A 26,146-nucleotide genomic window follows, 5' to 3' on the forward strand; every position below is an offset into this window, starting at 1 on the left:
GTGGCAGGGCGACGGCAGTGCGCCATGCCGATGACGCCGGAACAGGCCGGTGCTATCGTCCCGCCATGAGCAAGACCACCGGGAAGATCCGGTTCAAGGCGAAGCTGCTGCGCCCGGCGAGCCCGAAGGGCGCCGCCTGGACCTTTCTCGTGCTGCCGGCGAGCGCGAGCGCGAAGCTGCCGACGCGGAGCATGACGACCGTCGACGGCACCCTCGCCGGCCAGCCTTTCCAGGCCACGCTGGAACCGGATGGCCAGGGCAGCCACTGGCTCAAGGTGGATCGGGCCCTGCGGGACGCTGCCGGCGCGGCCGCCGGCGACACCGTCGCGCTCGAGATCGCGCCGGTGGCGAAGGAACCCGAGCCCCGAGTGCCGGCCGACCTGCGCACGGCGCTCGCGGCCCATCCGGACGCGCGGGCCCAGTGGGCGGATCTGACCGCGGTGGCGCGCAGGGACTGGATCCACTGGGTCACCTCGGGCAAGAAGGCGGAGACGCGCGAGCGGCGGATCCACACGGCCTGCGACATGCTGGCATCGGGAAAGCGCCGCGCCTGCTGCTTCGACCGGTCCGGGATCTACAGCAAGGGCTTCAGCGCGCCCACGGCGGCGGACTAGGTTGGTAACGGGGTGCGTTCGCGGACAAAAGAACCCCCTCTTCCCTGACGTTTCCCCGCATTCTCTCGCAGCGTATCTTCCTCCTGTTTGAATAAGGATTGAGTGGGTTTGCTCTGACCGTGGCTTTTGTCGGGCGCCCCACAAATCCCCCCTACCCCCCTTTTTCAAAGGGGGGAATAGCCAGTTGCGGGCAATCGCGAATGAAGAAGATCCTGGAGCTGGACGGCACCCGCATCCACGACATCCCCTCGTTCTACGACGAGGTCGACCGCGTCTTCATGGCGGATGCCGGCTGGACGCTGGGCCGGAGCCTGGATGCGCTGAACGACATGTTCCACGGCGGCTACGGGGCGCTGCAGGGAAGCGGGCCGGTCACGCTGGTCTGGACGGCGTTCGAGAAGAACCGGCGAGACCTCGGGATCGAGGCCACCCGCGCGTTCCTGCAGGCCAAGCTGGCGCAGCCCGGACGCTACGACGCCGCGCGCATCCAGCGCGACCTCGACGCGCTGGAGGCCGGCACCGGGCAGACGTTCTTCGACATCGTGCTGGAGATCATCGCCGCGCATCCGGACATCGGGCTGATCGCGCGCTGAGGCTGGCCGGAGCGGGGGCCGGAACAGGCGGGCGAACGGGGTGGACTCCCGCCAGCGCGGGGTTCCGTAATGCGAATTGTTTGCATTCAGATTGGCGGGCGTACACAATTTCGCCCCTCCGCGTCCCCTGCGCGCTCCACCCGGCCCCTCCATGACCCTGCGTCTCGTCCCACGCGCGCCCCGGCTCGCGCTCGCCCTGCTCGCCGCCGCCAGTGCGCCGGTGGCCGCCCAGTCCGGCGCCGCCACCGACCTCGACGCGATCCACGTCACCGGCCAGCGCGCCACGGTGGCGACCAAGACCGACACCGACGTGACCCGCACGCCGCAGGCGGTCAGCGTGGTCACCGATGCCCAGATCGCGGCGCGGGGCGCCCTCAACCTGCAGGAGACGCTGCGCTACACGGCCGGCGTGATCGCCGAGCCCTATGGCCTGGACACCCGCGGCGACGGCTCGGCGGTGCGCGGCATGACCTCCGCCCAGTACCTCGACGGCCTGCGCCAGATCTACAACTACGATCCGATCCCGCGGCCCGACGTCTACACCTTCGATCGGGTGGAAGTGCTGCGCGGGCCGTCGTCGGTGCTCTACGGCGCGGGTGGCAGCGGCGGCGTGATCAACGCCATGAGCAAGCGGCCGCAGTTCACCCCGCCGACCGGCGAGGTCGCGCTGCAGGCCGGCAGCCACGACCGGCGCCAGCTGATGTTCGACGTCACCGGCACGCTCGACGACGGGGAGCGCGTGGCGGGCCGCCTGGTCGGCGTGGCGCGCGACAGCGGCATGCAGACCGACGTGATGCGCGACGACCGCGTGCTGGTCGCGCCGTCCGTCGCGTTCCGTCCGGGCGAGGGGACGACCGTCACGCTGCTCGGCCTGCACCAGCGCGACCGGACCGGCTCGAGCCAGCAGTTCCTGCCGGTGGCCGCGACGCTGCGGGCCCCGCCCGGGCGCCGGCTGGACCCCTCGACCTTCCTCGGCGATCCCGACTACGACCGGCTCGACGCCCGCCAGGACGCGCTGACGCTGCTGGTCGAGCACGCGTTCAGCGACAACGTGAAGCTGCGCAGCAGCAGCCGCTATGCCGACATCGAGACCACCTTCCAGGAAATCTATCCGGACGTGTACACCAACCCGGAAGATCCGTTCCTGGATGCCGACGACCGCGTGGTCGACCGCTTCGCGTACGCGGTCAAGCCCGACATCCGGGTGTTCAACACCGACAACAGCATCGAGACGGCGTTCGACACCGGGACCATCCGGCACCGGGTGCTCGCCGGCGTGGACTGGAGCGACTTCCGCGAGTCGTCGCTGTCCGGCTCGGGCACGGTGACGCCGATCGACATCTACGATCCGGTCTCGACGGGCGTGGTCGGCCCCGAGTACGTGCGCCTGCCGGACCAGCGCAACACCCAGCTCGGCGTCTACGTGCAGGACCAGATGCGCTGGGCGGACCGGGTGTCGATCCTGCTGGGCGCGCGCCGCGACCGGGCCCGCTCGGAGACGCAGGGCGCCGGCGCGCAGGTCGACTACGCCACCACCTGGCGCGTGGGCGTGATCGGCGAAGTCGCGCCGGGCTGGTCGCCGTACGTGAGCTACGCCGAATCCTTCCTGCCGGTGCCGGGCGCCGACTTCTACGGCGTCGCCTTCCGGCCCGTGCGCGGCCGCCAGTACGAGGCCGGCGTGAAGTGGTCGCCGCGCGGCGGCGTGCTGGTCACCGCCAACCTGTACCGCCTCGACGAGACCAACCGCGCCACCAACGATCCGGAGAACGTGGTCAACGTGGTGCAGACCGGCAAGGTCGAGGCCGAGGGCGTGGAGCTGGAAGCCGCGTTCGTGATCGGCGGCGTGTCGGTCAACGCCAACTACACCTACAACGACGCCCGCGTCACCGAGAGCGGGTTCGCGCCGGAACTCGACAAGCGCCTGGCCGACGTGCCGCGCGAGCTGGCGTCGGTCTGGGCGATGCGGGGCTTCGACGTCGGCGACAGCGGGCGCGTCCGCGCGGGCCTGGGCGTCCGCCACGTCGGCGACTCGCTGTCGCACGGCGCCGCCGGCAGCCTGCGCACGCCCTCGTACACGCTGGCCGATGCGATGGCCGGCTACGAGACCGGCGCGTGGTCGTTCATGCTCAACGCCACCAACCTGGCCGACAAGACCTACTACGCGCCCTGCCGCGTGTTCGGCGACTGCTTCACCGGCAACGGACGCTACGTCGTCGGCACCGTCGCCTACCGGTTCTGAGCATGCAGCGGCGCACGCTCAAGGCCTGGTTCCTCGTCCACAAGTGGACGAGCCTGGTGTGCACGGTGTTCCTGCTGCTGCTGTGCCTGACCGGCCTGCCGCTGATCTTCGGCCACGAGATCGGCCATCTCACCGGCGCCGAGCCCGAGGTCGACGCCCCGGCCGAGGGCGCGCGGCCGATGGACGTCGACGTGCTGCTGCAGACCGCGCTCGACCGCTACCCGGGCGAGCTGCCGCTGTTCTTCGGCTGGTATCCGGACGACCCGCTGGTCTACGTCAACACCGGGCCCACGCCGGACACGCCGCCGGCGGACATGCACACCGTGGTGATGCACGCCTACACCGGCGAGGTGGTGCCGGCGCCGCAGTTCAACGAAGGGGTGATGTGGCTGATCTACCGCCTGCACACCGACCTGTTCGCCGGGCTGCCGGGCACGCTGTTCCTGGGCGCGATGACGCTGCTGTTCGCGACCGCGATCGTCTCCGGCGTGGTGCTGTACGCGCCGTTCATGCGCAAGCTGCCGTTCGGCACGATCCGCACCGGCCGCGGCCGCCGGCTCGCCTGGCTGGACCTGCACAACGTACTCGGCATCGTCACCCTGGCGTGGGCGCTGGTGGTCGGCCTGACCGGTGCGATCAATACCCTGGCCACGCCGCTGTCGCAGATGTGGCAGGCCGATGCGCTGGCACAGCTGGCCGATGCCGATGCCGATGCCGGCAACGGCCCTGCATCGCCGGCGGACCTGGCCTCGCTCGCCGCGGCCGTGTCACTGGCGCGGTCGAAGGCGCCGGACATGAAGCCGGCGTTCGTCAGTTTCCCCGGCACCGGGTACAGCGGCGACCGGCACTTTGGCGTCTTCCTGGTCGGCGACTCGCCGCTCACCAGCCGCCTGTACTCGGCGGTGCTGGTGGATGCCGCGAACGGCAGCTTCGCCGGCATGCCGGCGCGGCCGGGCTACATCACCGCGCTGCTGGTCTCGCAGCCGCTGCATTTCGGCGACTACGGCGGTCTGCCACTGAAGATCGTCTGGGCCCTGCTCGACCTGATCACGATCGTGGTGCTGGTCAGCGGACTGGTGCTGTGGGTCCGGCGCGGATCGACGGAATCGCGGGTCCGCGAACTGGAAGCCGCGCAGCGCGCCGGCCTGCTGGCGGGCGGCCGGCCGCGATGACCGGCATCGAGATCCGCCGCATCTTCGCGGTGCCGGCGCTGCTGGCGCTGGTCAGCAGCGTCGGCCTCGTCAGCGGCCTGCTCGGCGACGGCGTGTGGGATGCGGTGTCGTGGATCGCGCTCGGCACGGTCGTGGTGGTCGCCGCGCGTGCATGGTGGCGGCGCTAGGCGACCGTAGCGACGACACCCCATTGGGCGGCTGCCGGCAACGGCCACCGGCTACGGAAAAGGGTCATGTTCGCGTGGAGTTCGTGCCGAATTCCGGCGAGGTCCTTGTCTTCGAAGCCGACGGTGAAAGGATCGAGGGCCTTTCGTTCGAGGGGATGGGATTCGCCAAGACGCGATAGGCGAAGTCTGCAGGTTCGCCTCCTGTGCCTATCGCTGGATCGTCCGGCATACACTGCATGCCCGCCCGCCTGTCCCGGACGCCCGATGCGCCTGTTCCTGCTGCCTGCGCTGCTGCTCGCCATCGCCCCCGCGCTTGCGCAACCCGTTCCTGCCGAGGACGCGCATGCACGCGCGGTCGCGGCCGGCTACAAGGCGCTGACGCTCTGCAGCGCGCACTTCAGCGCGGGACGCAGTCAGGCGCAAGTGGAGGCGTTCGAGTTGCGCGGGATCTATCCGGAGTACGACGCGCTGGTACAGGCGCTGCCGGCCCGGATCGATCCGCAGCGACGCATGGTATCGGTGCCGTTCGATCCGCAGCTGCCGCCGCGGATCGCGGCCTGGCGCCCGAACCTGGGGTGCGCGCAACTGCCGATCGGCGCCGATGCCGGGGCGGCGGCGATGCTGCCGCGCTTCGATGCGCCGGCGCCCGACCTGGACGCGCGGCCGTGGCCTCTGGGTGAGCGCGATGCCACCGCCGCCGTGGCCGGCGACGCGCAGGCGCTGCAGCGCGCCGTCGCCGCGGCGTTCGATCCGGCACGCTTCGGCGAAGGGCATGCGACCACCGGCGTGGTGGTGCTGCAGGGCGGAAAGATCGTCGGCGAGCGCTATCGCGACGGCTTCGGTCCGCACGTGGCGCAGCGCACCTGGTCGGTCGCCAAGAGCCTGGCCGGGACGCTGGTCGGCGTGGCCGCGGCGCAGGGCCTGCTGGACCCGGCACAGCCGGCGCCGGTGCCGGAGTGGCAGCGATCCGGCGACCCGCGCGCGGCCATCACCTTCGACCAGCTGCTGCGGATGGCCAGCGGCCTCTACAGCGATACCGCCGGCAACCGGACCGATGCGTTGTACTTCGGCGGCGCCACTGTGGCCGAGGCGGCCGCGGGCTGGCCGCTGCAGGCGCCGCCCGGCACCTCGTTCCGCTATGCGAACAACGACATCGTGCTGGCCGTCCACGCGCTGCGCGCCGCGACCGGCGACGACGCGCGCGCACTGGCGCGCCCGTACACGGATCTGTTCTGGCCGCTGGGCATGACCCGCACCCATGCCGAGACCGACTGGCAGGGCGGCTTCGTGCTGTCGAGCCAGGTCTGGTCGACCGCGCGCGACCTTGCCCGCTTCGGCCTGCTCTACCAGGACGACGGCGTGTTCGGCGGCCGCCGCCTGCTGCCGGAGGGTTGGGTGCGGGATGCGAGCGCACCGTCCGGGCCCCAACCCGACGGCGAGTTCGGCTATGGCGCGACGCTCTGGCTGCTGCAACGCTCGCCGGGCGTGCCGCCCGATACCTTCGCCGCGTTCGGCAACCGCGGCCAGTACGTGGTGGTGGTGCCTGCGCGCAAGGTGGTGATCGTGCGCCGCGGCGAGGATCCGGCCGGCCACCGCTTCGACATCGCCGGCTTCGTCGCCGAGGTGCTGGCCGCGCTGGATTGAATCCAGGCGCGAGGGCGCATCGCTGCCGGCGCATCAGCCGCCATGCGCGAGGCGCGAGTCCTCCGGTGCCTGCGTGCGGTCGTGCATGCCGTAGTCGCGCAGCACCTGCGCCACGCGAAGGCGGTAGTCGGCGAAGATCGATCGCCGGCCCATGTCCTGGACCCGGCGATGCGGCTCGAGGTTGCGCCATGCGCGGACTGCCTCCTCGTCGCGCCAATACGACAGCGACAGCAGCTTGTCTGGACGGGCAAGGCTCTGGAAGCGCTCGATCGAGAGAAACCCGTCGATGCCATCGAGCAGCGGTCGCAGGCGTTCGGCCGCGTCCAGGTAGGCCGGCCGCCGCCCCGGGTTCAGCTCGAGCTCGAATAGGACGGCGATCATGGCGTGTCTGCCGTCGTGGCGGAACGACGGAACGTGCCGTCGACGATTTCCACCCAGCTGCGCTCCTCGCGGAGAATGAAGCGCTGTTCCCGCGCGAAGTCGAAGTTCCCGTGGCCTTCCGGATCGGCCTTGAGCCGGGCGCGATAGGCCTCGTAGCCGGCGAGGGTATCGAAGGCGACCAGCCCCCACGCGATGTCGTTGCTGCCCTCGTGCGGCAGGAAGTAGCCGATCAGGTCGCCTCCGCAGCGCGGGATCACACGGCCCCAGCGCTCGGCGTAGGCTTGGAACGCCTCGCGCTGGAACGGATCGATCCGGTAGCGGATCAGGCAGGCGATTCGCATCGTTCGGCTCCGGTGGGGTGGCATCGACGACCATACGGTCCGCTGGCGGCCTATGCTTCGCCCGGGACCGAAGCATTCCGACACGGCGCGCCGCAGGATCACCGCCATGGACACCGCTGCCAGCCTCAACCGCATCGCCGCGCTGATCGGGGAGCGCGCGCGCATCGACATCCTGATGGCGCTCATGGCCGGACGCGCCCTGACGGCGACCGAGTTGGCCGACGTCGCCGGCATCGCGCGGCCGACCGCCAGCGAACATCTCTCCGCGCTGGTCGATGCCCGCCTGGTCTGCCTGGAGAAGCAGGGGCGGCATCGCTACTTCCGCCTCGCCGACGAGGACGTGGCGCGAGTGCTGGAAGGGCTGATGGGCGTGGCCTATCGCACGGTCGACCCGCGGGTGCCCACGGGTCCTTGTGATCCCGGCCTCAGGCAGGCGCGCGTGTGCTACGACCACCTGGCCGGCGAATGGGGCGTCCGTATCCACGACAGTTTCATGCGCCGCGGATTCCTGTCCGCAGGAGAAAGCGGCCTGCAGCTCACCGCCGCCGGCGCTGGCTTCCTGCACGACGCCGGGATCGACCCCGGCGCGCTGCCCGGTTCGCGCCGCGTGATGTGCCGCTCATGCCTCGACTGGAGCGAGCGGCGCCACCACCTGGCCGGCGCACTCGGCGCGGTGCTGTTGACGCGCTTCCTGGAGCAGGGCTGGTTGCGGCGGGCACGGAACTCGCGCGCGCTCGGGGTGACGCCGCGGGGGCATCGCGAACTCGTCCGGTTCGCCGGATCCGGCGGCCTTGCCCCGCCAGCACGGGTGGATTGAGCCACGCCGGCCCCGCGCACGCGCGTTGATTCCCGCTTCCGCACGGCCGGCCTCGTTGCCGGCCGTGCGTCGGTGTCGAGAGCGGCGCTCAGCCCGCCTTCTTCTCCGCGATCCACTGGTCCACGCGCCGCTCCAGCAGGTCCAGCGGCATGGCGCCGCCGCCGAGCACGGTGTCGTGGAAGCCGCGGATGTCGAAGCTGTCGCCGAGTTCGGCTTCGGCCTTCCGGCGCAGTTCCTGGATCTTGATCATGCCGACCTTATACGCGGTGGCCTGGCCCGGCATGATCAGGTAGCGCTGGACCTCGGAGCGGACCGCGGCCGACGGAATCGAGCTGTTGGCGCTGAAGTAGTCCACCGCCTGCTGCTCGGTCCAGCCCTTGGCGTGCAGGCCGGTGTCCACCACCAGGCGGATCGCGCGCCACATCTCCGAGGTCAGGCGGCCGTACTCGGAATACGGGTCCTCGTAGGTGCCCGGCATCTCCTTGGCCAGCCATTCCGAGTACAGGCCCCAGCCTTCGGCGTAGGCGGTGCTGGAGTACTGCGTGCGGAAGGTGGGCACGCCTTCCAGCTCCTGCGCGATCGAGATCTGCATGTGGTGGCCGGGCAGGCCCTCGTGGTAGGCGATCACCTCCAGCTCGGGCTTCGGCATGGCGTTCATGTCCGACAGGTGCGCGTAGTAGATGCCGGGACGCGAGCCGTCCGGGGTGCCGGGGAAGTAGTGCTGGGCGGCGCCGTCCTGCTCGCGGAACGGCTCGACGCGCTTGACCACCAGCTCCGCCTTCGGCAGCAGGCCGAAGTAGTCGGGCAGGTGCTGTTTGATGTTGTCGATGGCGGCGGTGGCCTGGTCGATGTAGGCCTGCCGGCCCTCGTCGGTGTCCGGGAACTTGAAGCGCGGGTCGGTATGGATGAACTTGAAGAAGGCCTGCAGGTCGCCGTCGAATTCGACCCGCTCCTTGAGCGCCTCCATCTCGCCGCGGATGCGTGCCACCTCGTCCAGGCCGAGCTGGTGGATCTCGTCGGCGCTCATGCCGGTGGTGGTGTGCTCGCGCAGCTGGTAGGCGTAGTAGTCAGCGCCGTTGCGCTGCGTGGTGCCCACGCCCGCCGGGTTCTCCAGCGCGTCGGGCAGCGTCTCCTCGCTCCAGGCGATCACGCGCCCATAGGCGGGCTGTACCTGCTCCACCAGGGCGGTGCGCGCCTGCTGCTTGAGTTCGTCCGCGCGCTCGGCGGTGATGGCCTCGCTCTCGACCAGGGCATCGGCCTTGGCCTGCAGGTCGGCCCACAGCGCGCTGTCGCCGCCGTCGCCGAACGGTGCGCCGGCCACGACCTTGCGCGACTGTTCGATGACGCCCTCGAGGGCGAACTTCGGCGGGCGGATGCCTTGTGCCGCGGCCGCGCGCCCGCGCTCGATCAGCTGGTCGAACACCCGCGGCAGCGCCTGCAGGCGCGCGATGTAGGCGAGGTGGTCCTGCTCGTTCTCGACCTTGTGGAAGTTGATCAGGAACGTCGGCAGGAAGCTGTTCATGCCGTTCATCTGGTCGAACGCGTAGCCGTTGAGGAAGAACGGCTCGCCGTCGCGCGCGCTCTCGTACTGGTGCTTCCACAGGTCCCACGACAGCTTGGCGTCGTCGTCGAGCCGGTCGTAGTCGAACGTCGATTCCATCTGCCGCACCGAGGCCTCCAGCCACGCCAGCTGCTTGCGTGCGGCCTCCTCGGAGACGTCGTCCAGCTGGTCGTAGAGATCCTTGCGGCCGAGGAAGGTCAGCCGCATCGGGCTGAACTGCAGCAGTTCCTCGTACTGGGTCTCGAACCAGGCGTTGAGGCGCGCGGACTCGCTTTCGGCCTGCTGCGTGGCGTCGGCGGGCGTGGCGGCGGGCGCGCCGTTGGCGGTGGAGGTGTCGGCAGGCTGCTGCGAGCAGGCGGCCAGGGCCAGGGCGAGGGCCAGGGTGCTGCAGGCGAACGCGGATCGCATGGAATCTTCTCCTCGGGTCGGATCGAATGGCGCATTCTGCGCGCTGGTACGGGTGGACGGCCCCTGCAGGATGTCATGCCGCGACCGCTGCCCGGCCGCGACGGACCGGGCCGGGACCACGGCAACGAACCGATGTCGGGACAGGGGGCCAGAGCCTACACCGCCTTGGTGCCCGTTCTTCGCTTCGCGGGAAAGCGGCCCAGAGAACCTGCGTTCGGCCAGCGGCCGGCCGGGTACCGAGCGAACCGGCCATCCCCGTTCTTCGAAGGCGCGCGCTCGAGCGGTCCGCTCGCCTGCCGGCGCCGCCCTGCTCAGGCCGGCTCCTTCTCCTCGGCATCGATCCCGGGCTCGTGCTCGGGCAAAGGCGCCGCCTTCTCCCGGGCCTTGCCCAGCTGCGCCGAAAGCGCCGCCGCCGACGCCTTCTCCGCCTCGATGCAGCGCGCGCGTGCATCGGGGCACAGGATCTGCATGTAGTCGGCATCGAAGTTCAGCCGCTCGACCAGGAAATCGACGAACGCGCGGACCTTGGGCGAGGTCACCTGGCCGCGCGGGAACACCGCGTTGAGATCGAACTCGGGGCCGGTCCAGCCGGCCAGGACCCGGCGCAGGTAGCCCTGTTCGGCGTAGGCCTTGATGCTGATGTCGGCGGCCAGCATCAGGCCTTCGCCGCAGAGCAGGGCGCCGCGCAGGCCGGCCGGATCGTTGGCGACCATCACCGGATCGATGCGGTACTCGATGCTTTGCTCGCCATCGCTCAGCGGCCAGTAGTAGTGGCCGTTGCGCTGCATCTTCTGCATGCCCAGGGTGCGATGGTGCTGCAGGTCGTTGGGGTGCAGCGGCTCGCCGTGGCGCTCGATGTAGCTCGGGCTGGCGTAGACCTGGGTGCGCAGCACCGCCAGCCGGCGCGCCACCAGGTTGGAGTCGGGCAGGGTGCCCATGCGCAGGGCGACATCGATCTCGCGGTCGATCAGGTCCAGCGGCTCGTTGCTCAGCAGCATCTCCACCCGGACCTCGGGATGGCGCGCGTGGAATTCGCCCAGCAGCGGCGCGATCCGCTCGATCCCGAGCGAGTACGGCGTGGTCAGCCGCAGCCAGCCGCGCGGCCCGCCTTGCAGCTGGGTCACCGCGCTCTCGGCCTCGGCCAGGTCGCGGGCGATCTTCTGGCAGTGCTCGTAATAGATGTTGCCGGCCTCGGTGAGCCCGAGCTTGCGGGTCGTGCGATGCAGCAGCTGCGCGCCCAGGCGCGTTTCCAGCTCCTGCACCTTGCGGCTGACGGTGGTCTTGGGCAGGCGCAGCGTGCGCGCCGCGGCGATGAAGCTGCCCTGTTCCACCACCTTGACGAAGATGATGGTGTCGTTGAGGTCGCGGGCCATCTTGATCGGCTCCGAATGGGGGAGGAGGAGGGGGAATTGTTCCGATCGATCATTGGACCGGCACAGGGACAATTATTCCCTCATTCAGGGGCTAATCAAGTGCAGGAGTGCTCCTTATCGTAGCGGCACGTTTTCCAGATGGGCCGTGCCATGCAGTCCCACATCGCTTCCCAGCTGCACCGCCAGGGGTCCCGGCAGGACCGAGTCCCGGCGCCGGGTTTCCGCCATGTTCGCCTGCGCGATCAGGAACTTGCCGGTGCCGTCGGGGCCTGTCTCGGCGGCCGCGGTCGCGTCCGGACCGAGGCGCCCGGGGGCCGCCGCGAGGATGGTGCGGTGCGGCGATTGGTGTCGATCCTGGGAGAGATAATCCCGGAGCGCGGACAATGAGCCCGGTCCTGCTGGTGCTTGGCGCGACCGGATGCGCCGGCCGCGGCGTGGTCGAGGCGGCGGTCGCCGCCGGCCGCGCGGTGCTCGCGGTGGCCGAGGACGCGGCCGCGCTGCAGGCGCTGCGGCAGCAGCATGCCCGGGCCGACCTGGGCGTGCTGGCCGCGCTCCTGCGCAGCGACGGCGACGCCGCCGCGCTGGCCGAGGCGGTGCGCCGTCGCGGCCGCCGGCTGGAGGCGGTGGTCGCCGCGATCGGCGGCGAAGGGGCCTGTGGGCGCCTGCTCGACCAGCCGGCCGAAGTGCTGCGCAGCACCCTCGACCGGGACCTGCTGCCGCACCTGGTCGCCGCCCGCCACCTGTTTCCGCTGCTGCCGGCGAGCCAGCGCACCCGCTACCTGCTGGTCGGCGGCCCGGGCGGCAGCTATCCCTGGGCCGGCTACGGCCATCGCTCGATCGCCGCGGCGGCGCTGCGGATGCTCGCCCGGGTGCTGCACGAGGAAGCGCGGCGCGAAGGCGTCCGGGTGCAACTGCTGTCGGTCGACGCGCCGTTGCGCGGCGCCGACGACGACGTCCACGCCTGCGCCGAGTGGCCGCAGGCCGCAGCCGTGGGGCGCCGCGCGCTGGCGTTGCTGGAGCGCGATCCCCCGGTCCGCGGCGGCCTGCCGGCGATCGTCGACTACGCCGCTTCCGCGGCCTTGACCTCGAGCGAGGTCGAGGTTGCATCCTCCGCGCCGGCCCGGTCAGCGCCGCCCGCCGTGCGCGCCGCCGAGGTCGCGTCGCGGACCGCGCCGGACGTACCGGCGCGCGACCTCCAGGACGCACGCGACCTGCTCGACACCCTTCGTTCTCTCCCCCATCCAGGACACCGCCACGATGAACACTCCTGACTCCAAGATCGACCGCTTGCGCCGCCGTGCCGCGGCGCCGCTGCTCGGCGTGCTCGCCGCCGCCGTACTCGCCGCCTGCAGCAGCCAGGCCGCTCCGGGCGCAGGCGCGATGCCGCCGCCCGAGGTCAGCGTCGCCCAGGTGCTGTCGCGCCCGGTCGCGCAGTGGGACGACTTCACCGGCCGCGTCGCCGCGGTCGAGACCGTCGAACTGCGTCCGCGCGTCAGCGGTTACGTCGAACGCGTCGCCTTCGCCGAAGGCGACGAGGTCGAGAAGGGCGACCTGCTCTTCGTGATCGACCAGCGCCCGTATCGCGCCGCGCTCGCCCGGGCGCAGGCGCAGCTGGCGCGTGCCAGGAGCGAATCGCAGCTCGCCCGCAGCCAGGACGTGCGCGCCGAGGAACTGTTGGCCGCCAGTGCGATCTCCCGCGAGGAGTTCGAGGCGCGGCGAGCGGCCAGCGCGCAGGGCGACGCGGAAGTCCGCGCCGCGGAGGCCGCGGTCACCGCCGCGCAGCTGGACCTGCAGTTCACCGAGGTGCGCTCGCCGATCGACGGCCGCGCGGGCCGCGCGCTGGTCACCGCCGGCAACCTCGCCCAGGCCGACAGCACCCTGTTGACCACCGTGGTGTCGCTGGATCCGGTGCACGTCTACTTCGATGCCGACGAGCAGAGCTTCCTGCGCTACCAGGCGCTGACCCGCGACGGCAGGCGCGCCGCCGACGGCAACGCGGTGCGGGTGGGCCTGGCCAACGAGCAGGGCTACCCGCACAAGGGCATCGTCGACTTCACCGACAACCAGGTCGATCCCGGGACCGGCACGATCCGCGCCCGCGCGGTGGTCGCCAATCCCGACCGCGTGTTCACCCCCGGCCTGCACGCGCGCGTGCAGCTGGAGGCCGCGGCCGCCGCCGAAGCCTTGCTGATCGACGAGCGCGCGGTGCTGACCGACCAGGACCGCAAGTACGTGTACGTGCTCGGCGAGAACAACCAGGCCGAACGCCGCGACATCGTTCCCGGCCGCAGCGTCGAGGGCCTGCGCGTCGTGCAGGACGGCCTGACCGCCGAGGACCGGGTGATCGTGCATGGCGTGCAGAAGGTGTTCTTCCCCGGCATGCCGGTGGCGCCGACGCCGATCGAGATGGGCGATCCGGCGCCGCAGGTGCAGGTGGCCAGCGCCGAGGCGCCATGACGGCCTGAGCTTTCGGGCCCGGCGCGCCCCTTCCCCGTCCGCGCCGGGCCCGGGTCCCGCCCGATCCACTCCGCATCGCGTCCGCGTCGCGGCTGCGCCCTCCCCCGGCCGCGGGGCGGGTCGGGCAGGGCTTTTTCTTCGATTCGATAGACGGCAACTGCACGCGGCGACCGCCGCACGAGGAACACCGCCATGGACTTCTCCCGCTTCTTCATCGACCGCCCGATCTTCGCCGCGGTGCTGTCGATCATCATCTTCGCGATCGGCCTGATCGCGATCCCGAACCTGCCGATGAGCGAATACCCGGACGTCGCGCCGCCGTCGGTGATGGTGCGCACGGTGTACCCGGGCGCCAATCCCAAGGTGATCGCCGAGACCGTGGCCACGCCGCTGGAGGAGGCGATCAACGGCGTCGAGGACATGATGTACCTCAAGTCGGTGGCCGGTTCCGACGGCGTGCTGCAGCTCACCGTGACCTTCCGTCCCGGCACCGATCCGGACGACGCCGCGGTCAAGGTGCAGAACCGCGTCGCCCAGGCGCAGGCGCGCCTGCCCGAGGACGTGCGCCGCCAGGGCGTGACCGTGCAGAAGCAGTCTCCGACCTTCCTGATGGTGGTGCACCTCACTTCGCCCGACGGCAGGTACGACCTGCTGTACCTGCGCAACTACGCCCGCCTGCACGTCAAGGACGCGCTGGCGCGGATCCGCGGCGTCGGCGACGCGCAGATCTTCGGCGGCGGCGACTACGCCATGCGCGCCTGGCTCGACCCCGACGCGATCGCCTCGCGCGGGCTGACGGCCGGCGACGTGCTGCAGGCGATGCGCGAGCAGAACGTGCAGGTCTCGGCCGGCCAGCTCGGCGCCGAGCCGATGCCCGACAGCCGCTTCCTGACCCTGATCAACGCCCAGGGGCGGCTGACCACGGAGGAGGAGTTCGGCGACATCGTGATCGAGAGCGGCGCCGGCGGCGAGATCGTGCGCCTGCGCGACGTCGCCCGGCTGGAGCTGGGCGCGGGCGACTACACGCTGCGTTCGCAGCTCGACGGCAAGGACGCGGTCGCGATCGGCATCTTCGAGTCGCCGGGCGCCAATGCGCTGCAGATCCGCGACGAGGTCATCGCCACCATGGACGAGCTGTCGCAGCGCTTCCCGGAAGGCGTCGAGTACGAATCCATCTACGACACCACCGTGTTCGTGCGCGACTCGATCAAGTCGGTGATCCAGACCCTGCTCGAGGCGGTGCTGCTGGTGGCGCTGGTGGTGATCCTGTTCCTGCAGACCTGGCGCGCCTCGCTGATCCCGCTGCTGGCGGTGCCGGTGTCGGTGGTCGGCACCTTCGGCGCGCTGTACCTGCTGGGCTACTCGATCAACACCCTGACCCTGTTCGGCCTGGTGCTGGCGATCGGCATCGTGGTCGACGACGCGATCGTGGTGGTGGAGAACGTCGAGCGCCACATCGAGGACGGCGCGTCGCCGCTCGAGGCCGCGCACATGGCGATGCGCGAGGTCTCCGGCCCGATCATCGCCATCGGCCTGGTGCTGTGCGCGGTGTTCGTGCCGATGGCGTTCCTGACCGGGGTGACCGGGCAGTTCTACCGCCAGTTCGCGGTGACGATCGCCATCTCCACGGTGATCTCGACCGTCAACTCGCTGACCCTGTCGCCGGCGCTGGCGGCGATGCTGCTCAAGCCGCACGATGCGCCGAAGGACCGCCTGTCGCGCCTGATCGATCGGCTGTTCGGCTGGGTGTTCCGGCCGTTCAACCGCTTCTTCAAGCGCAGCTCGGAGCAATACCATCGCGGCGTCGTCCGTGCGCTGGGCCGGCGCGGCGGGGTGTTCGCGATCTATGCCGGCCTGCTGCTGGCGACCGGGCTGATGTTCCAGGTGGTGCCGGCCGGCTTCATTCCGGTCCAGGACAAGCTGTACCTGATCGCAGGCGTCAACCTGCCCGGAGGCGCGTCGCTGCCGCGCACCAATGCGCTGCTGGACAAGGTCAGCGCGATCGCGGCCGAGGACGAGGACGTCATCAACACCATCGCCTTCCCCGGCCTGAATCCGCTGCAGTTCACCAACACGCCCAACTACGGGGTGGTGTTCCTCAACCTCAAGCCGTTCGGCGAACGCGAGCGCAGCGCCGAGGAGATCAACGCCGATCTCGGCCAGAAGATCGCCGGGCTGCAGGAAGGCTTCGCGTTCTCGTTCATGCCGCCGCCGATCCAGGGCCTGGGCAACGGTTCGGGCTACCAGCTGTTCGTCGAGGACCGCGCCGGGCTCGGCTATGGCGCCTTGCAGGAGGCGGTGAACGGCTTCCAGGGCGCGATCTCGCAGACGCCGGGCATGGGCTTTCCGATCACCAGCTACCAGGCCAACGTGCCGCAGCTCGACGCCGAGGTCGACCGGGTCAAGGCCAAGGCCCAGGGCGTGCAGCTGACCGACCTGTTCAATACCCTGCAGACCTACCTCGGCTCGGCCTACGTCAACGACTTCAACCAGTTCGGCCGCACCTGGCAGGTGATCGCCCAGGCCGACGGGCCGTTCCGCGACAGCGTCGAGGACATCGCCAACCTGCGGACCCGCAACGACCGCGGCGAGATGGTGCCGATCGGCTCGATGGTCAACGTCCGCGAGACCTTCGGCCCCGACCCGGTGCTGCGCTACAACGGCTACCCGGCCGCGGACCTGGCCGGCGAATCCGATCCGCGGGTGCTGTCGTCGTCGCAGGCGATGGATACCCTGACCGAGCTCGGCGCCAGCGTGCTGCCCAACGGCATGACCTTCGAGTGGACCGACCTGAGCTTCCAGCAGGCCAACCAGAGCAAGGCGGCGCTGATCATCTTCCCGCTGGCGGTGATGCTGGTGTTCCTGGTGCTGGCGGCGCTGTACGAGAGCTGGACCCTGCCGCTGGCGATCATCCTGATCGTGCCGATGTGCATGCTCTCGGCGATGCTCGGCGTGTGGGCGACCGGCGGCGACAACAACATCTTCGTCCAGGTCGGGCTGGTGGTGCTGATCGCGCTGGCGTGCAAGAACGCGATCCTGATCGTGGAATTCGCCCGCGAGCTGGAACAGCAGGGCATGGGGATCGTGGAGGCCGCGCTGGAAGCCTGCCGCCTGCGCCTGCGCCCGATCATCATGACCTCGATCACCTTCACCGCGGCGGTGGTGCCGCTGGTGATCGCCACCGGCGCCGGCGCCGAGGTGCGGCAGGCGCTGGGCACGGCGGTGTTCGCCGGCATGATCGGCGTCACCGGGTTCGGCCTGTTCCTGACCCCCGTGTTCTACGTGGCGCTGCGCAAGCTGGTGGAGCGCGGCAAGGCCGCGGACGCGCAGCCGGACAACCTGGAGCCTTCCCATGCGTAACCGACTCTCCCATCGCCTGCCCGCCGGCGCGCGCGCCGTGCTGCCTTCGCTGCTCGCCGTCGCCCTGGCCGCCTGTGCGGTCGGCCCGGACCATGTCCGCCCCGCGCTGACGCTCGCCGACGGCTTCGTGCAGGCCCAGGCGTCGGATCCGTCGGCGTTGCCGGCGCCGGACGCCGCGTTCTGGCAGGACTTCGCCGATCCGCAGCTCGATGCGCTGGTCGACGCCGCACTCGCCGCCAACCACGACCTGCGCATCGCGCTGGCCAGCTACGACCGCGCCAACGCGCTGCTGCGCGGCGCCGGCTTCGACCGTTTCCCGACCGTCACCGCGTTCGCCGAGGCCGCCGACAGCCGCGCCAGCGCCGACGAACTGCCGGGCGTGCCGCGCGCCGGACGCGACGGCGAAAGCTATCGCGCCGGCATCGAGGCGAGCTGGGAGCTGGACCTGTTCGGCCGCGTGCGCCGCGGCGTCGAGGCCGCGCGCGCCGGCGCCGCCGCCAGCGCCGCCGACCTGGCGGCGCTGCAGGTGGCGATCGTCGGCGAGGTGGTGCGCGGCTACGTCGAGCTGCGCGGCGCCCAGGAGCGGTTGCGGGTCGCCCAGGCCAACGCCGACAACCAGCGCGAGACGCTGCGCCTGGTGGAGGCGCGCTTCGAGTCGGGGCGCGGCACCGGCTTCGACACCGCCCGCGCCCGTGCGCAGCTGGAGTCGACCCTGGCGCGGGTGCCGGCGCTGGAGGCCGAGGTCGCCGCCGGCATGCACCGGCTGGCGGTGCTGACCGGGCGCACGCCCGACGCGCTGGTGGCCGAACTGCAACCGGTGCGGCCGCTGCCGGCGCTGCCGCCGCGATTGGACGCCGGCTCGCCCGGCGACCTGCTGCGCCGGCGTCCCGACATCGCCGCCGCCGAGCAGCGCCTGCATGCGGCGACCGCGCGCATCGGCGTCGCCACCGCCGACCTGTTCCCGCGCTTCACCCTCGGCGGGCTGCTCGGCAGCCAGGCGATCGACAGCTCGGCGCTGTTCGAGCGCGACAGCGAGAGGCGCCTGGTGGCGCTCGGCATCGACTGGTCGTTCCTCGACATCGGCCGGGTGCGTGCGCGCATCGCCGCCGCCGACGCCGAGGCCGCCGGCGAGCTGGCGCGTTACGAGCAGACCGTGCTGCTGGCGCTGGAGGACACCGAGAACGCACTGGTGCGCTACGCCCGCACCCGCGAGGAGGACACGCACCTGACCCGCGCGGCGGAGGACAGCGCACGCGCCGCGCAGCTGGCGCGGACCCGCTTCGACGCGGGCGCCGCCGACCTGTTCGAGGTCCTCGACGCCGAGCGCACCCAGCTGCAGGCGCAGGATGCGCTGGCCGATGTGCGCACCCGCAGCGTCACCGGCGCGGTGGCGCTGTACCGCGCACTCGCCGGCGGCTGGCCGCAGCGCCTGCCGGTGCGCGAGCGGGTCGCCGGCCGTGACTGAATGCATGCCCCCGGAGAAGCTGCCTTGAACAGGATCCGACGCGGATCGATCCGCATCGAGCCGTGAACAGCGGGCTCTGTTCGCGCTGCGTCGCCCGCGGTCTCACGCCTGGTCCGTCTCCAGCGCCGCGCGCGCGGCTTCCGTCAGCTGCGCCATCGCGCGGGAGTACGGTCCCGGCCCGTGACTGACGCGCGCCACGCCGAGCGCGGCGAGCTCCGCGAGCGACGGCGTGTCGCCCATCACCATGATGTTGACGGGCAGCAGTGACGCCTCGACCACGCGGCGGATGGAATCGGGCGCGGCGAGACCGGGCACGAACAGCCCGCTCGCGCCGGCTTTCGCGTAGGCCTGCGCGCGTTCGATCGTCATCTCGATGTTGGCGGCTTCGTCCTTCGCCGCATCCTTCTGGAAGTAGACATCGGTCCGCGCGTTGATGAAGAACGCCACGCCTCGTTCGTCCGCCGCCCGGCGCGCGGCCGCGATGCGCTGCGCGCTCTCCTCGATCGCGCGCAGGCTGCCGTCGTGCGGGAAGCTGTCCTCGAGATTGCAGCCGACGGCGCCGGCGTCGATGGCGCGCGCAACCGTTCCGCCGACCTCGTCCGGGTTCGCGCCATAGCCGCTTTCGAGGTCGATGCTGACGGGCAGCTCGACGGCGGCGACGATGCGCGCGAGATTGCCGAGCGCAAGATCGAGCGGCAGCTGCTCGCCGTCGCCGAAGCCGTTGGCGGCGGCGACCGACCAGCTCCCGGTGGCGATGGCCTTTGCGCCACCGGCGGCGATGGCGCGGGCGGAGCCGGCATCCCATGCGTTGAAAAGCACGAGCGGGCGGCCGGCGACGTGCAGTGCGTGGAAGGCCCGGGCAAGGTCTGGCTGTGTCATGGCGTGGTCTCTTCGCAGTGGTTGTCCGACGGCGATCTTCGGCGCCTTGCCGCCGCAAGACAATGACGCGCGAGATCATGGAGGCATGACCTCCAAGGTCATGGTTTCTCCCGGCAGGCGCGGCTAGACTCGGTGCCCATGACCACCGCCGCCGCCGTCGCCGTCGCGCCCATCGGCATCCTGTTGCGCGAATGGCGCGCGGCGCGGCACCTGAGCCAGCTCGATCTCGCGCTGGAAGCCGGCATGTCCGCGCGGCACTTGAGCTGCATAGAAGGCGGCAAGTCGCGCGCCAGCCGCGAGGCCGTCACGCGTCTCGCAGACGCGCTCGACATGCCGTTGCGTGAACGCAACGCGCTACTGGTCGCCGCCGGCTACGCGCCCATGCACCCCGAGTCGGGCCTCGGCACGCCCGCGCTCGGACCGGTGCAGCGCGCGATCGATTTCATTCTCGAGCAACAGGAGCCGTATCCGGCGTACGTGATCAACCGGCACTGGGACGTGCTGATGGCGAACCGCGCCGCGATGAACGTCAACCGCTTCCTGCTCGGGCGCGACAGCGCGCACGACAACATGCTGCGGCAGTTCTTCGATCCCGCGGACCTGCGTTCCCGCGTGGTCAACTGGGAGGAGATCGCGGGTGACCTGCTGCGGCATCTGCATGGCCGCATTGCGGCAACGCCCTCGGACGGGGCCGCGCGCGCCCTGCTCGACGAGGTGCTGGCGCATCCCGGCGTGCCTGTGCGCTGGCGGCGGCGCGAGGTCGACAATGCGCCGTCGCTGCTGCTGACGAGCGTGTTCCGGCGCGATGATACGGAGCTGCGCTTCTTCTCCACCATGACGACATTCGCCACGCCGCACGACGTCACGCTCGACGAACTGTGCATCGAGTGCTGTTTTCCGGACGACGAGGCAACGGCCGCCTTCTGCCGTGCGCTCGCCGACGCGGATCGAAAGAACTGACCGAAATCCGCCGTTTGCATCGTCTCCTTGACGCCACGCGCTGGCCGGCGGCTGGCCACCAGCGCTGCCGGTCCATGAACGCAGGGCCGGTCACGGCTGAACACGCACGTCGCGTTCAGGCGCGTCGCATCCGGAGGCACGGCGGGGTGCCATGGTCCCGGGCGCGCGCGCCGCCGGCAACGGTGCCTGAATCGCGTCCCGGCGGTCGCCGCGCCCAGCCATCCTTTCACCATCCGGTGACCTGCCGCGGCGTAGCGTCGGCGCATCTCCAAGGCAACCGCGTCACGCAGATGACGCGATGGAATCAGGATGGACAAAGTCAGCGATCCGGCCAGCGGTGGGGCCGACACCGGTGTCCGATCCGTGCCGGGCGTCGGTGACCGCGACGGCAGCTTTCCGGAGATGGCGCGCTACCGGCGCGACTATCGCGATGCTTCCTACTACTCGACCGGCCGTACGTGGTCGGACTATGCACCGGCCTATCGCTACGGCCATCGGCAATGGGCCGCGCACGATCATGTCGCCTTCGAGCAGGCCGAGGCCGCGCTCGAACGCGACTGGAACGCGGCACGCGGCGCATCGCGCCTGAACTGGACCGAGGCCCGCCCGGCGGTGATGGCGGCGTGGCTGGATGCCGACGCGCTGGCGGCCGGTGCCGCGAGTGCCGGTTGACGCGTGGGGCCGTCCACCGGGCGGCGTGCTCCTTCGCAGCCGTGGAAGCGCGTGCACCCACTACGGCGGAGCAGCCGCGCATGACCAGGAGGTAGCGATGAGCATCTTACAGAAGGAGCACATCCTCGGCGCCGGTGGCAGCGCGTTGCTGGGCGGCGCGGCCGGCGGTGGCATCGGGTTCTTCGCCGGCGGTCCGCCTGGTCTGGTGGTCGGCGTGGTGATCGGCACCGCCGCCGGCGCCCTGTTCGGCCATCGCACCGCCGAATCGGCCGATTCCCGCGGCGACCTCGGCCATTTCGAGCAGATCCACACCCATACCCGCTACTACGTCGAGGACTGCGAGTGGCGCGACTACGAGCCGGCGTACCGCCTCGGCCTCGACAGTTTCCGCAGCCAAGGCGGCCAGCGGTTCGCCGACGCCGAGCCCGCGCTCGGCGCGCGCTGGCTCAAGGTGCGCGGCGATTCGCGGCTGAGTTGGGACCAGGCGCGGCCCGCAGTCGAGCACGTGTGGCGTGAAATGGACAAATCGGTACGCGAGAAGGGCCGCTACTAACGCCTGTCAGTGCTTCCGAGCAGGCCGCGCTGCGCCGCAGTGGCCGCCAGGTGGTGTTGCGCATCGCCGCACCTTGCCGACTGCAAGGCCAAGGCGCGCGGTAACATGGCGCTTCTTCCCCGCCGACCCTTGCCCATGGCCGATCCCTCCGACGAATCCCCCGCCGTCAGCCGCGCGCAGGCGGAAGATGCGGTGCGCACGCTGCTGCGCTGGGCCGGCGACGACCCGGCGCGCGAGGGCCTGCTGGACACGCCGGCGCGCGTGGCCAAGGCCTACCGTGAATGGTTCAGCGGCTATGCCCTGGACCCGGACGACTATCTCGCCCGCACCTTCAAGGAGGTCGAGGGCTACGACGAGATGATCGTGCTGCGCGACATCGAGTACGAGAGCCACTGCGAGCACCACATGGCGCCGATCATCGGCCGCGTGCACGTCGGCTACCTGCCGGACGGCAAGGTGGTCGGCATCAGCAAGCTGGCGCGCGTGGTCGAGGCCTACGCCAAGCGCCTGCAGGTGCAGGAGAAGATGACCGCGCAGATCGCCGGCTGCATCCAGCGCGCGCTGCAGCCGCTGGGCGTCGGCGTGGTGGTGGAGGGCGCGCACGAGTGCATGACCACCCGCGGCGTGCACAAGCGCGGGGTCAGCATGATCACCTCGACCATGCTCGGATCGTTCCGCGAGGACGCGCGTACCCGCGCCGAGTTCCTGCGCTTCATCGAGGTCGGCAACGGACAGCGGCGTTGAGGCGGCCGCGGCGCAGCGCTGGTGTTGTGGGAGCGACGGAAGTCGCGACTGCCCACCCGCGTAGTCGCGACTTCCGTCGCTCCCACATGAGCTGCCGCGCGCTGGCCTGAACCCCGCCGCAGGACGAGGATGCCTCCCCCGCCCGGGCACGTTATGCTTTTCGCATGCCTTCCCTGGCCGCCGACGCCCACGCCACGGCCGCCGCCGCGCCATCACCGGAGGCGCTGGCGCAGCGGTTCCGGCAGGTGCGCACGCGCAGCGCGCAGCTGGCCGCGCCGCTGTCGCCGGAAGACGCGATGGTGCAGAGCATGGACGATGCCAGCCCGGCCAAGTGGCACCTCGCCCATACCACCTGGTTCTTCGAGCGCTTCGTGCTCGGCGCCGATCCCGGCCACCGGCCGCTGCGTCCCGGGTGGGACTTCCTGTTCAACAGCTACTACCAGAGCGTCGGGCCGATGCATGCTCGGCCGCGACGCGGGCTGCTGTCGCGGCCGGCCCTCGAGCAGGTGCGCGAGTATCGGGCCGAAGTCGATGCGCGCATCGAGCGCCGCCTCGCCGACGGCGATCTCGCCGGCGAGCGACTGCAGCGGCTGGAGCTCGGCCTGCAGCATGAGCAGCAGCACCAGGAACTGCTGCTGACCGACATCAAGCACGCGCTGTGGTGCAATCCGCTGCAGCCGGCGTATCGCGACGACCTGGCCGGAGCGCGCGGCGCGGACACGCCGCTGCGTTGGATCGCGGCCGACGAGCGCATCGCCGCGATCGGGGCACCGGCCTGGCCGGAAGCGGGCCGCTTCGCCTTCGACAGCGAGTCGCCGCGCCATCGCGTGCTGGTGCCCGCGCATGCGCTGGGCAGCCGCCCGGTGAGCAATGCCGAATACCGCGGCTTCGTCGAGGATGGCGGCTATCGCGAGGCGGGCCTGTGGCTGAGCGACGGCTGGTCGCGGGTGCAGGCGGAAGGCTGGCAGCGGCCGCTGTACTGGCAGGAGGACCTGCGGCATGCCTTCACGCTCGGCGGCGTGCGCGAACTCGATCCGCATGCGCCGGTCTGCCACCTGAGCTACTACGAGGCCGATGCGTATGCGCGCTGGGCCGGTGCGCGCCTGCCGACGGAGGCCGAGTGGGAGCTGGCGGCCGCGGCCCTGCCGGTGGCCGGGCATTTCGCCGACGACGATCGCTTCGAGCCGCAGGCGGCGCGCGGCGATGCGGCCGGCGACGGCTTCGCGCAGCTCTACGGCGACGTGTGGGAATGGACCGCGAGCGCGTACTCGGCCTATCCGGGCTTCCGTGCGCTGCCGGGCAGCCTCGGCGAATACAACGGCAAGTTCATGTGCGGCCAGTGGGTGCTGCGCGGCGGCAGCTGCGCCACGCCGGGCGATCACGTGCGGGCCAGCTACCGCAACTTCTTTCCGCCGCAGGCGCGCTGGCAGTTCGCCGGGCTGCGGCTGGCGCGGGACGCCTGATGGACATGCGCGCCGCGTCCGGCCCCGAACTGGTCGACCTGCAGCCCGGGCGCGACCAGATCGCCGGCGACGTCGTCGCCGGGCTCTCGGCCACGCCCAAGCGGCTGCCGTCGAAGTACTTCTACGATGCGCGCGGCTCGATGCTGTTCGAGCAGATCACCCGGCAGCCGGAGTACTACCTCACCGGCACCGAGTCGGCGCTGCTGCAGCGGTGCATGCCCGGCATCGCCGCGGCGGCCGGCGCGCGCGTGCACGTGGTCGAGTACGGCAGCGGCAGCGGGCGCAAGACCGAGACCCTGCTGGCCGGGCTGGACGACGTCGTCGCCTACACGCCCATCGAGATCTCGCGCGACGCGTTGCTCGACAGCGTGGCGCGGCTGGAGGAGCGGTTTCCGCGGATCGAGATGCTGCCCGTCTGCGCCGACTTCACCCGTCCGGTGGCGCTGCCGTCGCCGCGACGGGCGCCGCAGCGGCGGTTGGCGTTCTTCCCCGGCTCGACCCTGGGCAACTTCGTCGAGGACGATGCCGTGCGGTTGCTGCGCGCGATGCGCGACACGATCGGCGAGGACGGGCTGGCGCTGGTCGGCATCGACCTGGACAAGGATCCGGCGACGATCGAGGCCGCCTACAACGACGCCGCCGGCGTCACCGCCGCCTTCACCCTCAACCTGCTGGCACGGCTCAATCGCGAGATCGGCAGCGACTTCGACCTCAGGCAATTCCGCCACCGGGCGCGCTACTCGCGCGAGCGCGGGCGCATCGAGACCTTTCTGGTCAGCTGCCGCACGCAGCGCGTGCGCGTGGGCGGGCGCGCGTTCGACTTCGCCGCCGGCGAGGCGATGCAGGTCGAGTACAGCCACAAGTACACCGACCCCGGCTTCGAGGCGATCGCGGCGCGCGCCGGATTGCAGCCGGCGGCGGCCTGGAACGACGTGGACGACTGGTTCGGGCTGCGCCTGCTGCGCCCGGCCGCGCCGAGCCGACCTGTCCGCCGCAGCGCGCAACGGGCCGTCGCCACCGGCGGTGCCCGTGAATAGTCCACACTTCAAGCTCCTCGCCGCCAGCGCCCGCCGATGAAACGCCTCGCCTGCCTGCTGCTGTTCGCGCCCGTGTTCGCCGCCCATGCCGATCCCGCCTTCGAGCGCTGCCTGGCCGGACTGAAGTCGGCCGCTGCGGGCAAGGGCGTGTCGACCGCCACCTTCGAGCGTCACACCGCCGGCCTGCAACCGGACCCGTCGGTACTGGAACTGCTCGATGCGCAGCCGGAGTTCACCACGCCGATCTGGGACTACCTGGCCGGCTTGGTCGACGACGAGCGCGTCGCCGACGGCCGCGCGATGCTCGACACACACCGCGATCTCCTGGCGCGCGTGGCGGATGCATACGGCGTGGACCCGGAGACCGTGGTCGCGGTCTGGGGCGTCGAGAGCGATTACGGCCGGATCTTCGGCAAGCGGCCGCTGCTGGTGTCGCTGTCGACGCTGTCGTGCGATGGCCGGCGCCGGGAGTTCTTCCGCGGCGAGTTCATCGCCACGTTGAGGCTGCTGCAAGACGGCGACATCGACGCCGAGGGGCTCAACGGCTCCTGGGCCGGCGCGTTCGGCCACACCCAGTTCATTCCTTCCACCTACGCGCGGATCGCGGTCGACTTCGACGGCGACGGCCGCCGCGATCTGGTCGACAGCATTCCCGACGCGCTCGCCTCCACCGCCCACTACCTCAAGCGCTCCGGCTGGCGTACGGGGCAGCCCTGGGGCTTCGAGGTGCGGTTGCCGCCGGCTTTGGACACGTCCCTGGCCGGGCGCACCAGGCGCCGGCCGTTGTCCGACTGGATCGCGCGCGGCGTGCGGCATCACGACGGCAGCGAGATCGCGCTCTCGTCGCTGCCGCCGTCGACCGAGGCGGCGTTGCTGGTCCCGGCTGGGCGCGACGGTCCCGCGTTCCTGGTGTTCCGCAACTACGACGCGATCTACGCCTACAACGCCGCCGAAAGCTATGCGCTCGCGATCGCGCTGCTGTCCGACCGCCTGCGCGGCGGGACCGGCCTGGCCGCCGCCTGGCCGACCGACGATCCCGGGCTGTCGCGTGCGCAGCGCCGCGAACTGCAGCAATTGCTGCTCGATCGCGGCCACGACATCGGTGCGGTCGACGGCATGATCGGCGGCAACACCCGGCGCGCGATCCAGGCCGAACAGCGGCGCCTCGGGTTGCATCCGGCCGACGGCCGCGCCGGCCGCAAGATCCTAGAAGCGCTGACCTCCCCGTAGAGCGGAGCTTGCTCGG

Annotated in this window: 22 protein-coding genes and 2 pseudogenes; 18 read left to right on the forward strand and 6 right to left on the reverse strand. The window is 71.1% G+C overall.

Features of this window, described 5'->3' with window-relative positions; all coding sequences use genetic code 11:
• The first annotated feature begins 65 nt into the window (after window positions 1-65).
• From U3649_RS03610 to U3649_RS03635, 6 genes are all read left to right on the forward strand, one after another.
• Window positions 66-614, forward strand: coding sequence for a YdeI/OmpD-associated family protein (locus U3649_RS03610; RefSeq protein ID WP_407353524.1), 549 nt, complete (start codon window positions 66-68; stop codon window positions 612-614).
• Between the two features lie 200 nt (window positions 615-814).
• Window positions 815-1,207: a barstar family protein gene (locus U3649_RS03615; RefSeq protein WP_407353525.1), complete on the forward strand. Its 393-nt coding sequence runs from the start codon at window positions 815-817 to the stop codon at window positions 1,205-1,207.
• Between the two features lie 151 nt (window positions 1,208-1,358).
• Entirely contained in the window at window positions 1,359-3,446 is a 2,088-nt protein-coding gene (locus U3649_RS03620) for a TonB-dependent siderophore receptor (RefSeq protein WP_407353526.1), read from the forward strand.
• A gap of 2 nt (window positions 3,447-3,448) precedes the next feature.
• Window positions 3,449-4,618 carry a PepSY-associated TM helix domain-containing protein gene (locus U3649_RS03625; RefSeq protein WP_407353527.1) on the forward strand — a complete coding sequence of 390 codons (1,170 nt, stop codon included), beginning with the start codon at window positions 3,449-3,451 and terminating at the stop codon, window positions 4,616-4,618.
• A complete protein-coding gene (locus tag U3649_RS03630; protein ID WP_407353528.1) occupies window positions 4,615-4,785 on the forward strand; it encodes a hypothetical protein in 171 nt (56 codons plus the stop codon). Before U3649_RS03625 ends, U3649_RS03630 begins: the two co-directional genes overlap by 4 nt.
• Window positions 4,786-5,049: 264 nt before the next feature.
• A complete protein-coding gene (locus U3649_RS03635; protein ID WP_407353529.1) occupies window positions 5,050-6,429 on the forward strand; it encodes a serine hydrolase domain-containing protein in 1,380 nt (459 codons plus the stop codon).
• Window positions 6,430-6,462: 33 nt separating this feature from the next.
• On the opposite strand, the gene U3649_RS03640 is transcribed toward U3649_RS03635, so the two are convergent.
• Window positions 6,463-6,810: an antibiotic biosynthesis monooxygenase family protein gene (locus U3649_RS03640; RefSeq protein ID WP_407353530.1), complete on the reverse strand. Its 348-nt coding sequence runs from the start codon at window positions 6,808-6,810 to the stop codon at window positions 6,463-6,465.
• Complete coding sequence (locus tag U3649_RS03645; protein WP_407353531.1) at window positions 6,807-7,151, reverse strand: NIPSNAP family protein; 345 nt, start codon at window positions 7,149-7,151, stop codon at window positions 6,807-6,809. Before U3649_RS03645 ends, U3649_RS03640 begins: the two co-directional genes overlap by 4 nt.
• 106 nt (window positions 7,152-7,257) lie before the next feature.
• On the opposite strand from U3649_RS03645, the gene U3649_RS03650 reads away from it, so the two are divergent.
• Window positions 7,258-7,968 carry an ArsR/SmtB family transcription factor gene (locus U3649_RS03650; protein ID WP_407353532.1) on the forward strand — a complete coding sequence of 237 codons (711 nt, stop codon included), beginning with the start codon at window positions 7,258-7,260 and terminating at the stop codon, window positions 7,966-7,968.
• Window positions 7,969-8,056: 88 nt separating this feature from the next.
• On the opposite strand, the gene U3649_RS03655 is transcribed toward U3649_RS03650, so the two are convergent.
• The 3 genes from U3649_RS03655 to U3649_RS03665 form a co-directional block, all read right to left on the reverse strand.
• A complete protein-coding gene (locus U3649_RS03655; protein WP_407353533.1) occupies window positions 8,057-9,937 on the reverse strand; it encodes a DUF885 domain-containing protein in 1,881 nt (626 codons plus the stop codon).
• A gap of 311 nt (window positions 9,938-10,248) precedes the next feature.
• Window positions 10,249-11,310 (reverse strand): LysR substrate-binding domain-containing protein, encoded by a 1,062-nt coding sequence (locus tag U3649_RS03660; protein ID WP_407353534.1) that lies wholly within the window; start codon window positions 11,308-11,310, stop codon window positions 10,249-10,251.
• 114 nt (window positions 11,311-11,424) lie between these two features.
• Window positions 11,425-11,694 carry a hypothetical protein gene (locus tag U3649_RS03665; protein ID WP_407353535.1) on the reverse strand — a complete coding sequence of 90 codons (270 nt, stop codon included), beginning with the start codon at window positions 11,692-11,694 and terminating at the stop codon, window positions 11,425-11,427.
• Between U3649_RS03665 and U3649_RS03670 the strand changes: the two genes are divergently transcribed.
• The 4 genes from U3649_RS03670 (at window position 11,694) to U3649_RS03685 (ending at window position 18,592) form a co-directional block, all read left to right on the forward strand.
• Window positions 11,694-12,581 (forward strand): SDR family NAD(P)-dependent oxidoreductase, encoded by an 888-nt coding sequence (locus U3649_RS03670; protein WP_407353536.1) that lies wholly within the window; start codon window positions 11,694-11,696, stop codon window positions 12,579-12,581. The genes U3649_RS03665 and U3649_RS03670 overlap by 1 nt on opposite strands.
• The gene (locus U3649_RS03675) at window positions 12,568-13,767 is read left to right on the forward strand and encodes an efflux RND transporter periplasmic adaptor subunit (protein ID WP_407353537.1); all 1,200 of its coding nucleotides are present in this window, start codon (window positions 12,568-12,570) and stop codon (window positions 13,765-13,767) included. Before U3649_RS03670 ends, U3649_RS03675 begins: the two co-directional genes overlap by 14 nt.
• A 192-nt stretch (window positions 13,768-13,959) precedes the next feature.
• Window positions 13,960-17,127 (forward strand): efflux RND transporter permease subunit, encoded by a 3,168-nt coding sequence (locus U3649_RS03680; RefSeq protein WP_407353538.1) that lies wholly within the window; start codon window positions 13,960-13,962, stop codon window positions 17,125-17,127.
• Window positions 17,120-18,592: an efflux transporter outer membrane subunit gene (locus U3649_RS03685; RefSeq protein WP_407353539.1), complete on the forward strand. Its 1,473-nt coding sequence runs from the start codon at window positions 17,120-17,122 to the stop codon at window positions 18,590-18,592. Before U3649_RS03680 ends, U3649_RS03685 begins: the two co-directional genes overlap by 8 nt.
• Window positions 18,593-18,694: 102 nt before the next feature.
• On the opposite strand, the gene U3649_RS03690 is transcribed toward U3649_RS03685, so the two are convergent.
• Window positions 18,695-19,534: an isocitrate lyase/phosphoenolpyruvate mutase family protein gene (locus U3649_RS03690; RefSeq protein ID WP_407353540.1), complete on the reverse strand. Its 840-nt coding sequence runs from the start codon at window positions 19,532-19,534 to the stop codon at window positions 18,695-18,697.
• A gap of 75 nt (window positions 19,535-19,609) precedes the next feature.
• Here U3649_RS03690 and U3649_RS03695 point away from each other — a divergent pair, with 75 nt between their 5' ends.
• From U3649_RS03695 to U3649_RS03725, 7 genes and pseudogenes are all read left to right on the forward strand, one after another.
• The gene (locus U3649_RS03695) at window positions 19,610-20,431 is read left to right on the forward strand and encodes a helix-turn-helix domain-containing protein (protein ID WP_407353541.1); all 822 of its coding nucleotides are present in this window, start codon (window positions 19,610-19,612) and stop codon (window positions 20,429-20,431) included.
• Window positions 20,432-20,740: 309 nt separating this feature from the next.
• Entirely contained in the window at window positions 20,741-21,103 is a 363-nt protein-coding gene (locus U3649_RS03700; protein ID WP_407353542.1) for a hypothetical protein, read from the forward strand.
• 97 nt (window positions 21,104-21,200) lie between these two features.
• On the forward strand, window positions 21,201-21,656 hold the full coding sequence (locus U3649_RS03705; RefSeq protein ID WP_407353543.1) for a hypothetical protein: 456 nt from the start codon (window positions 21,201-21,203) through the stop codon (window positions 21,654-21,656).
• A 135-nt stretch (window positions 21,657-21,791) separates the two neighbouring features.
• On the forward strand, window positions 21,792-22,400 hold the full coding sequence (folE, locus tag U3649_RS03710) for a GTP cyclohydrolase I FolE (RefSeq protein ID WP_407353544.1): 609 nt from the start codon (window positions 21,792-21,794) through the stop codon (window positions 22,398-22,400).
• A gap of 164 nt (window positions 22,401-22,564) precedes the next feature.
• Window positions 22,565-23,863: an ergothioneine biosynthesis protein EgtB gene (gene egtB / locus U3649_RS03715; RefSeq protein ID WP_407353545.1), complete on the forward strand. Its 1,299-nt coding sequence runs from the start codon at window positions 22,565-22,567 to the stop codon at window positions 23,861-23,863.
• Window positions 23,863-24,831: pseudogene (egtD, locus tag U3649_RS03720) on the forward strand (L-histidine N(alpha)-methyltransferase); the annotation flags it as partial. The gene egtB and the pseudogene egtD, both read left to right, overlap by 1 nt.
• A 105-nt stretch (window positions 24,832-24,936) precedes the next feature.
• Window positions 24,937-26,118: pseudogene (locus tag U3649_RS03725) on the forward strand (lytic murein transglycosylase); the annotation flags it as partial.
• Between the last annotated feature and the right edge of the window lie 28 nt (window positions 26,119-26,146).

This window comes from Luteimonas sp. R10, from assembly GCF_045689605.1.
GTDB lineage: Bacteria > Pseudomonadota > Gammaproteobacteria > Xanthomonadales > Xanthomonadaceae > Luteimonas.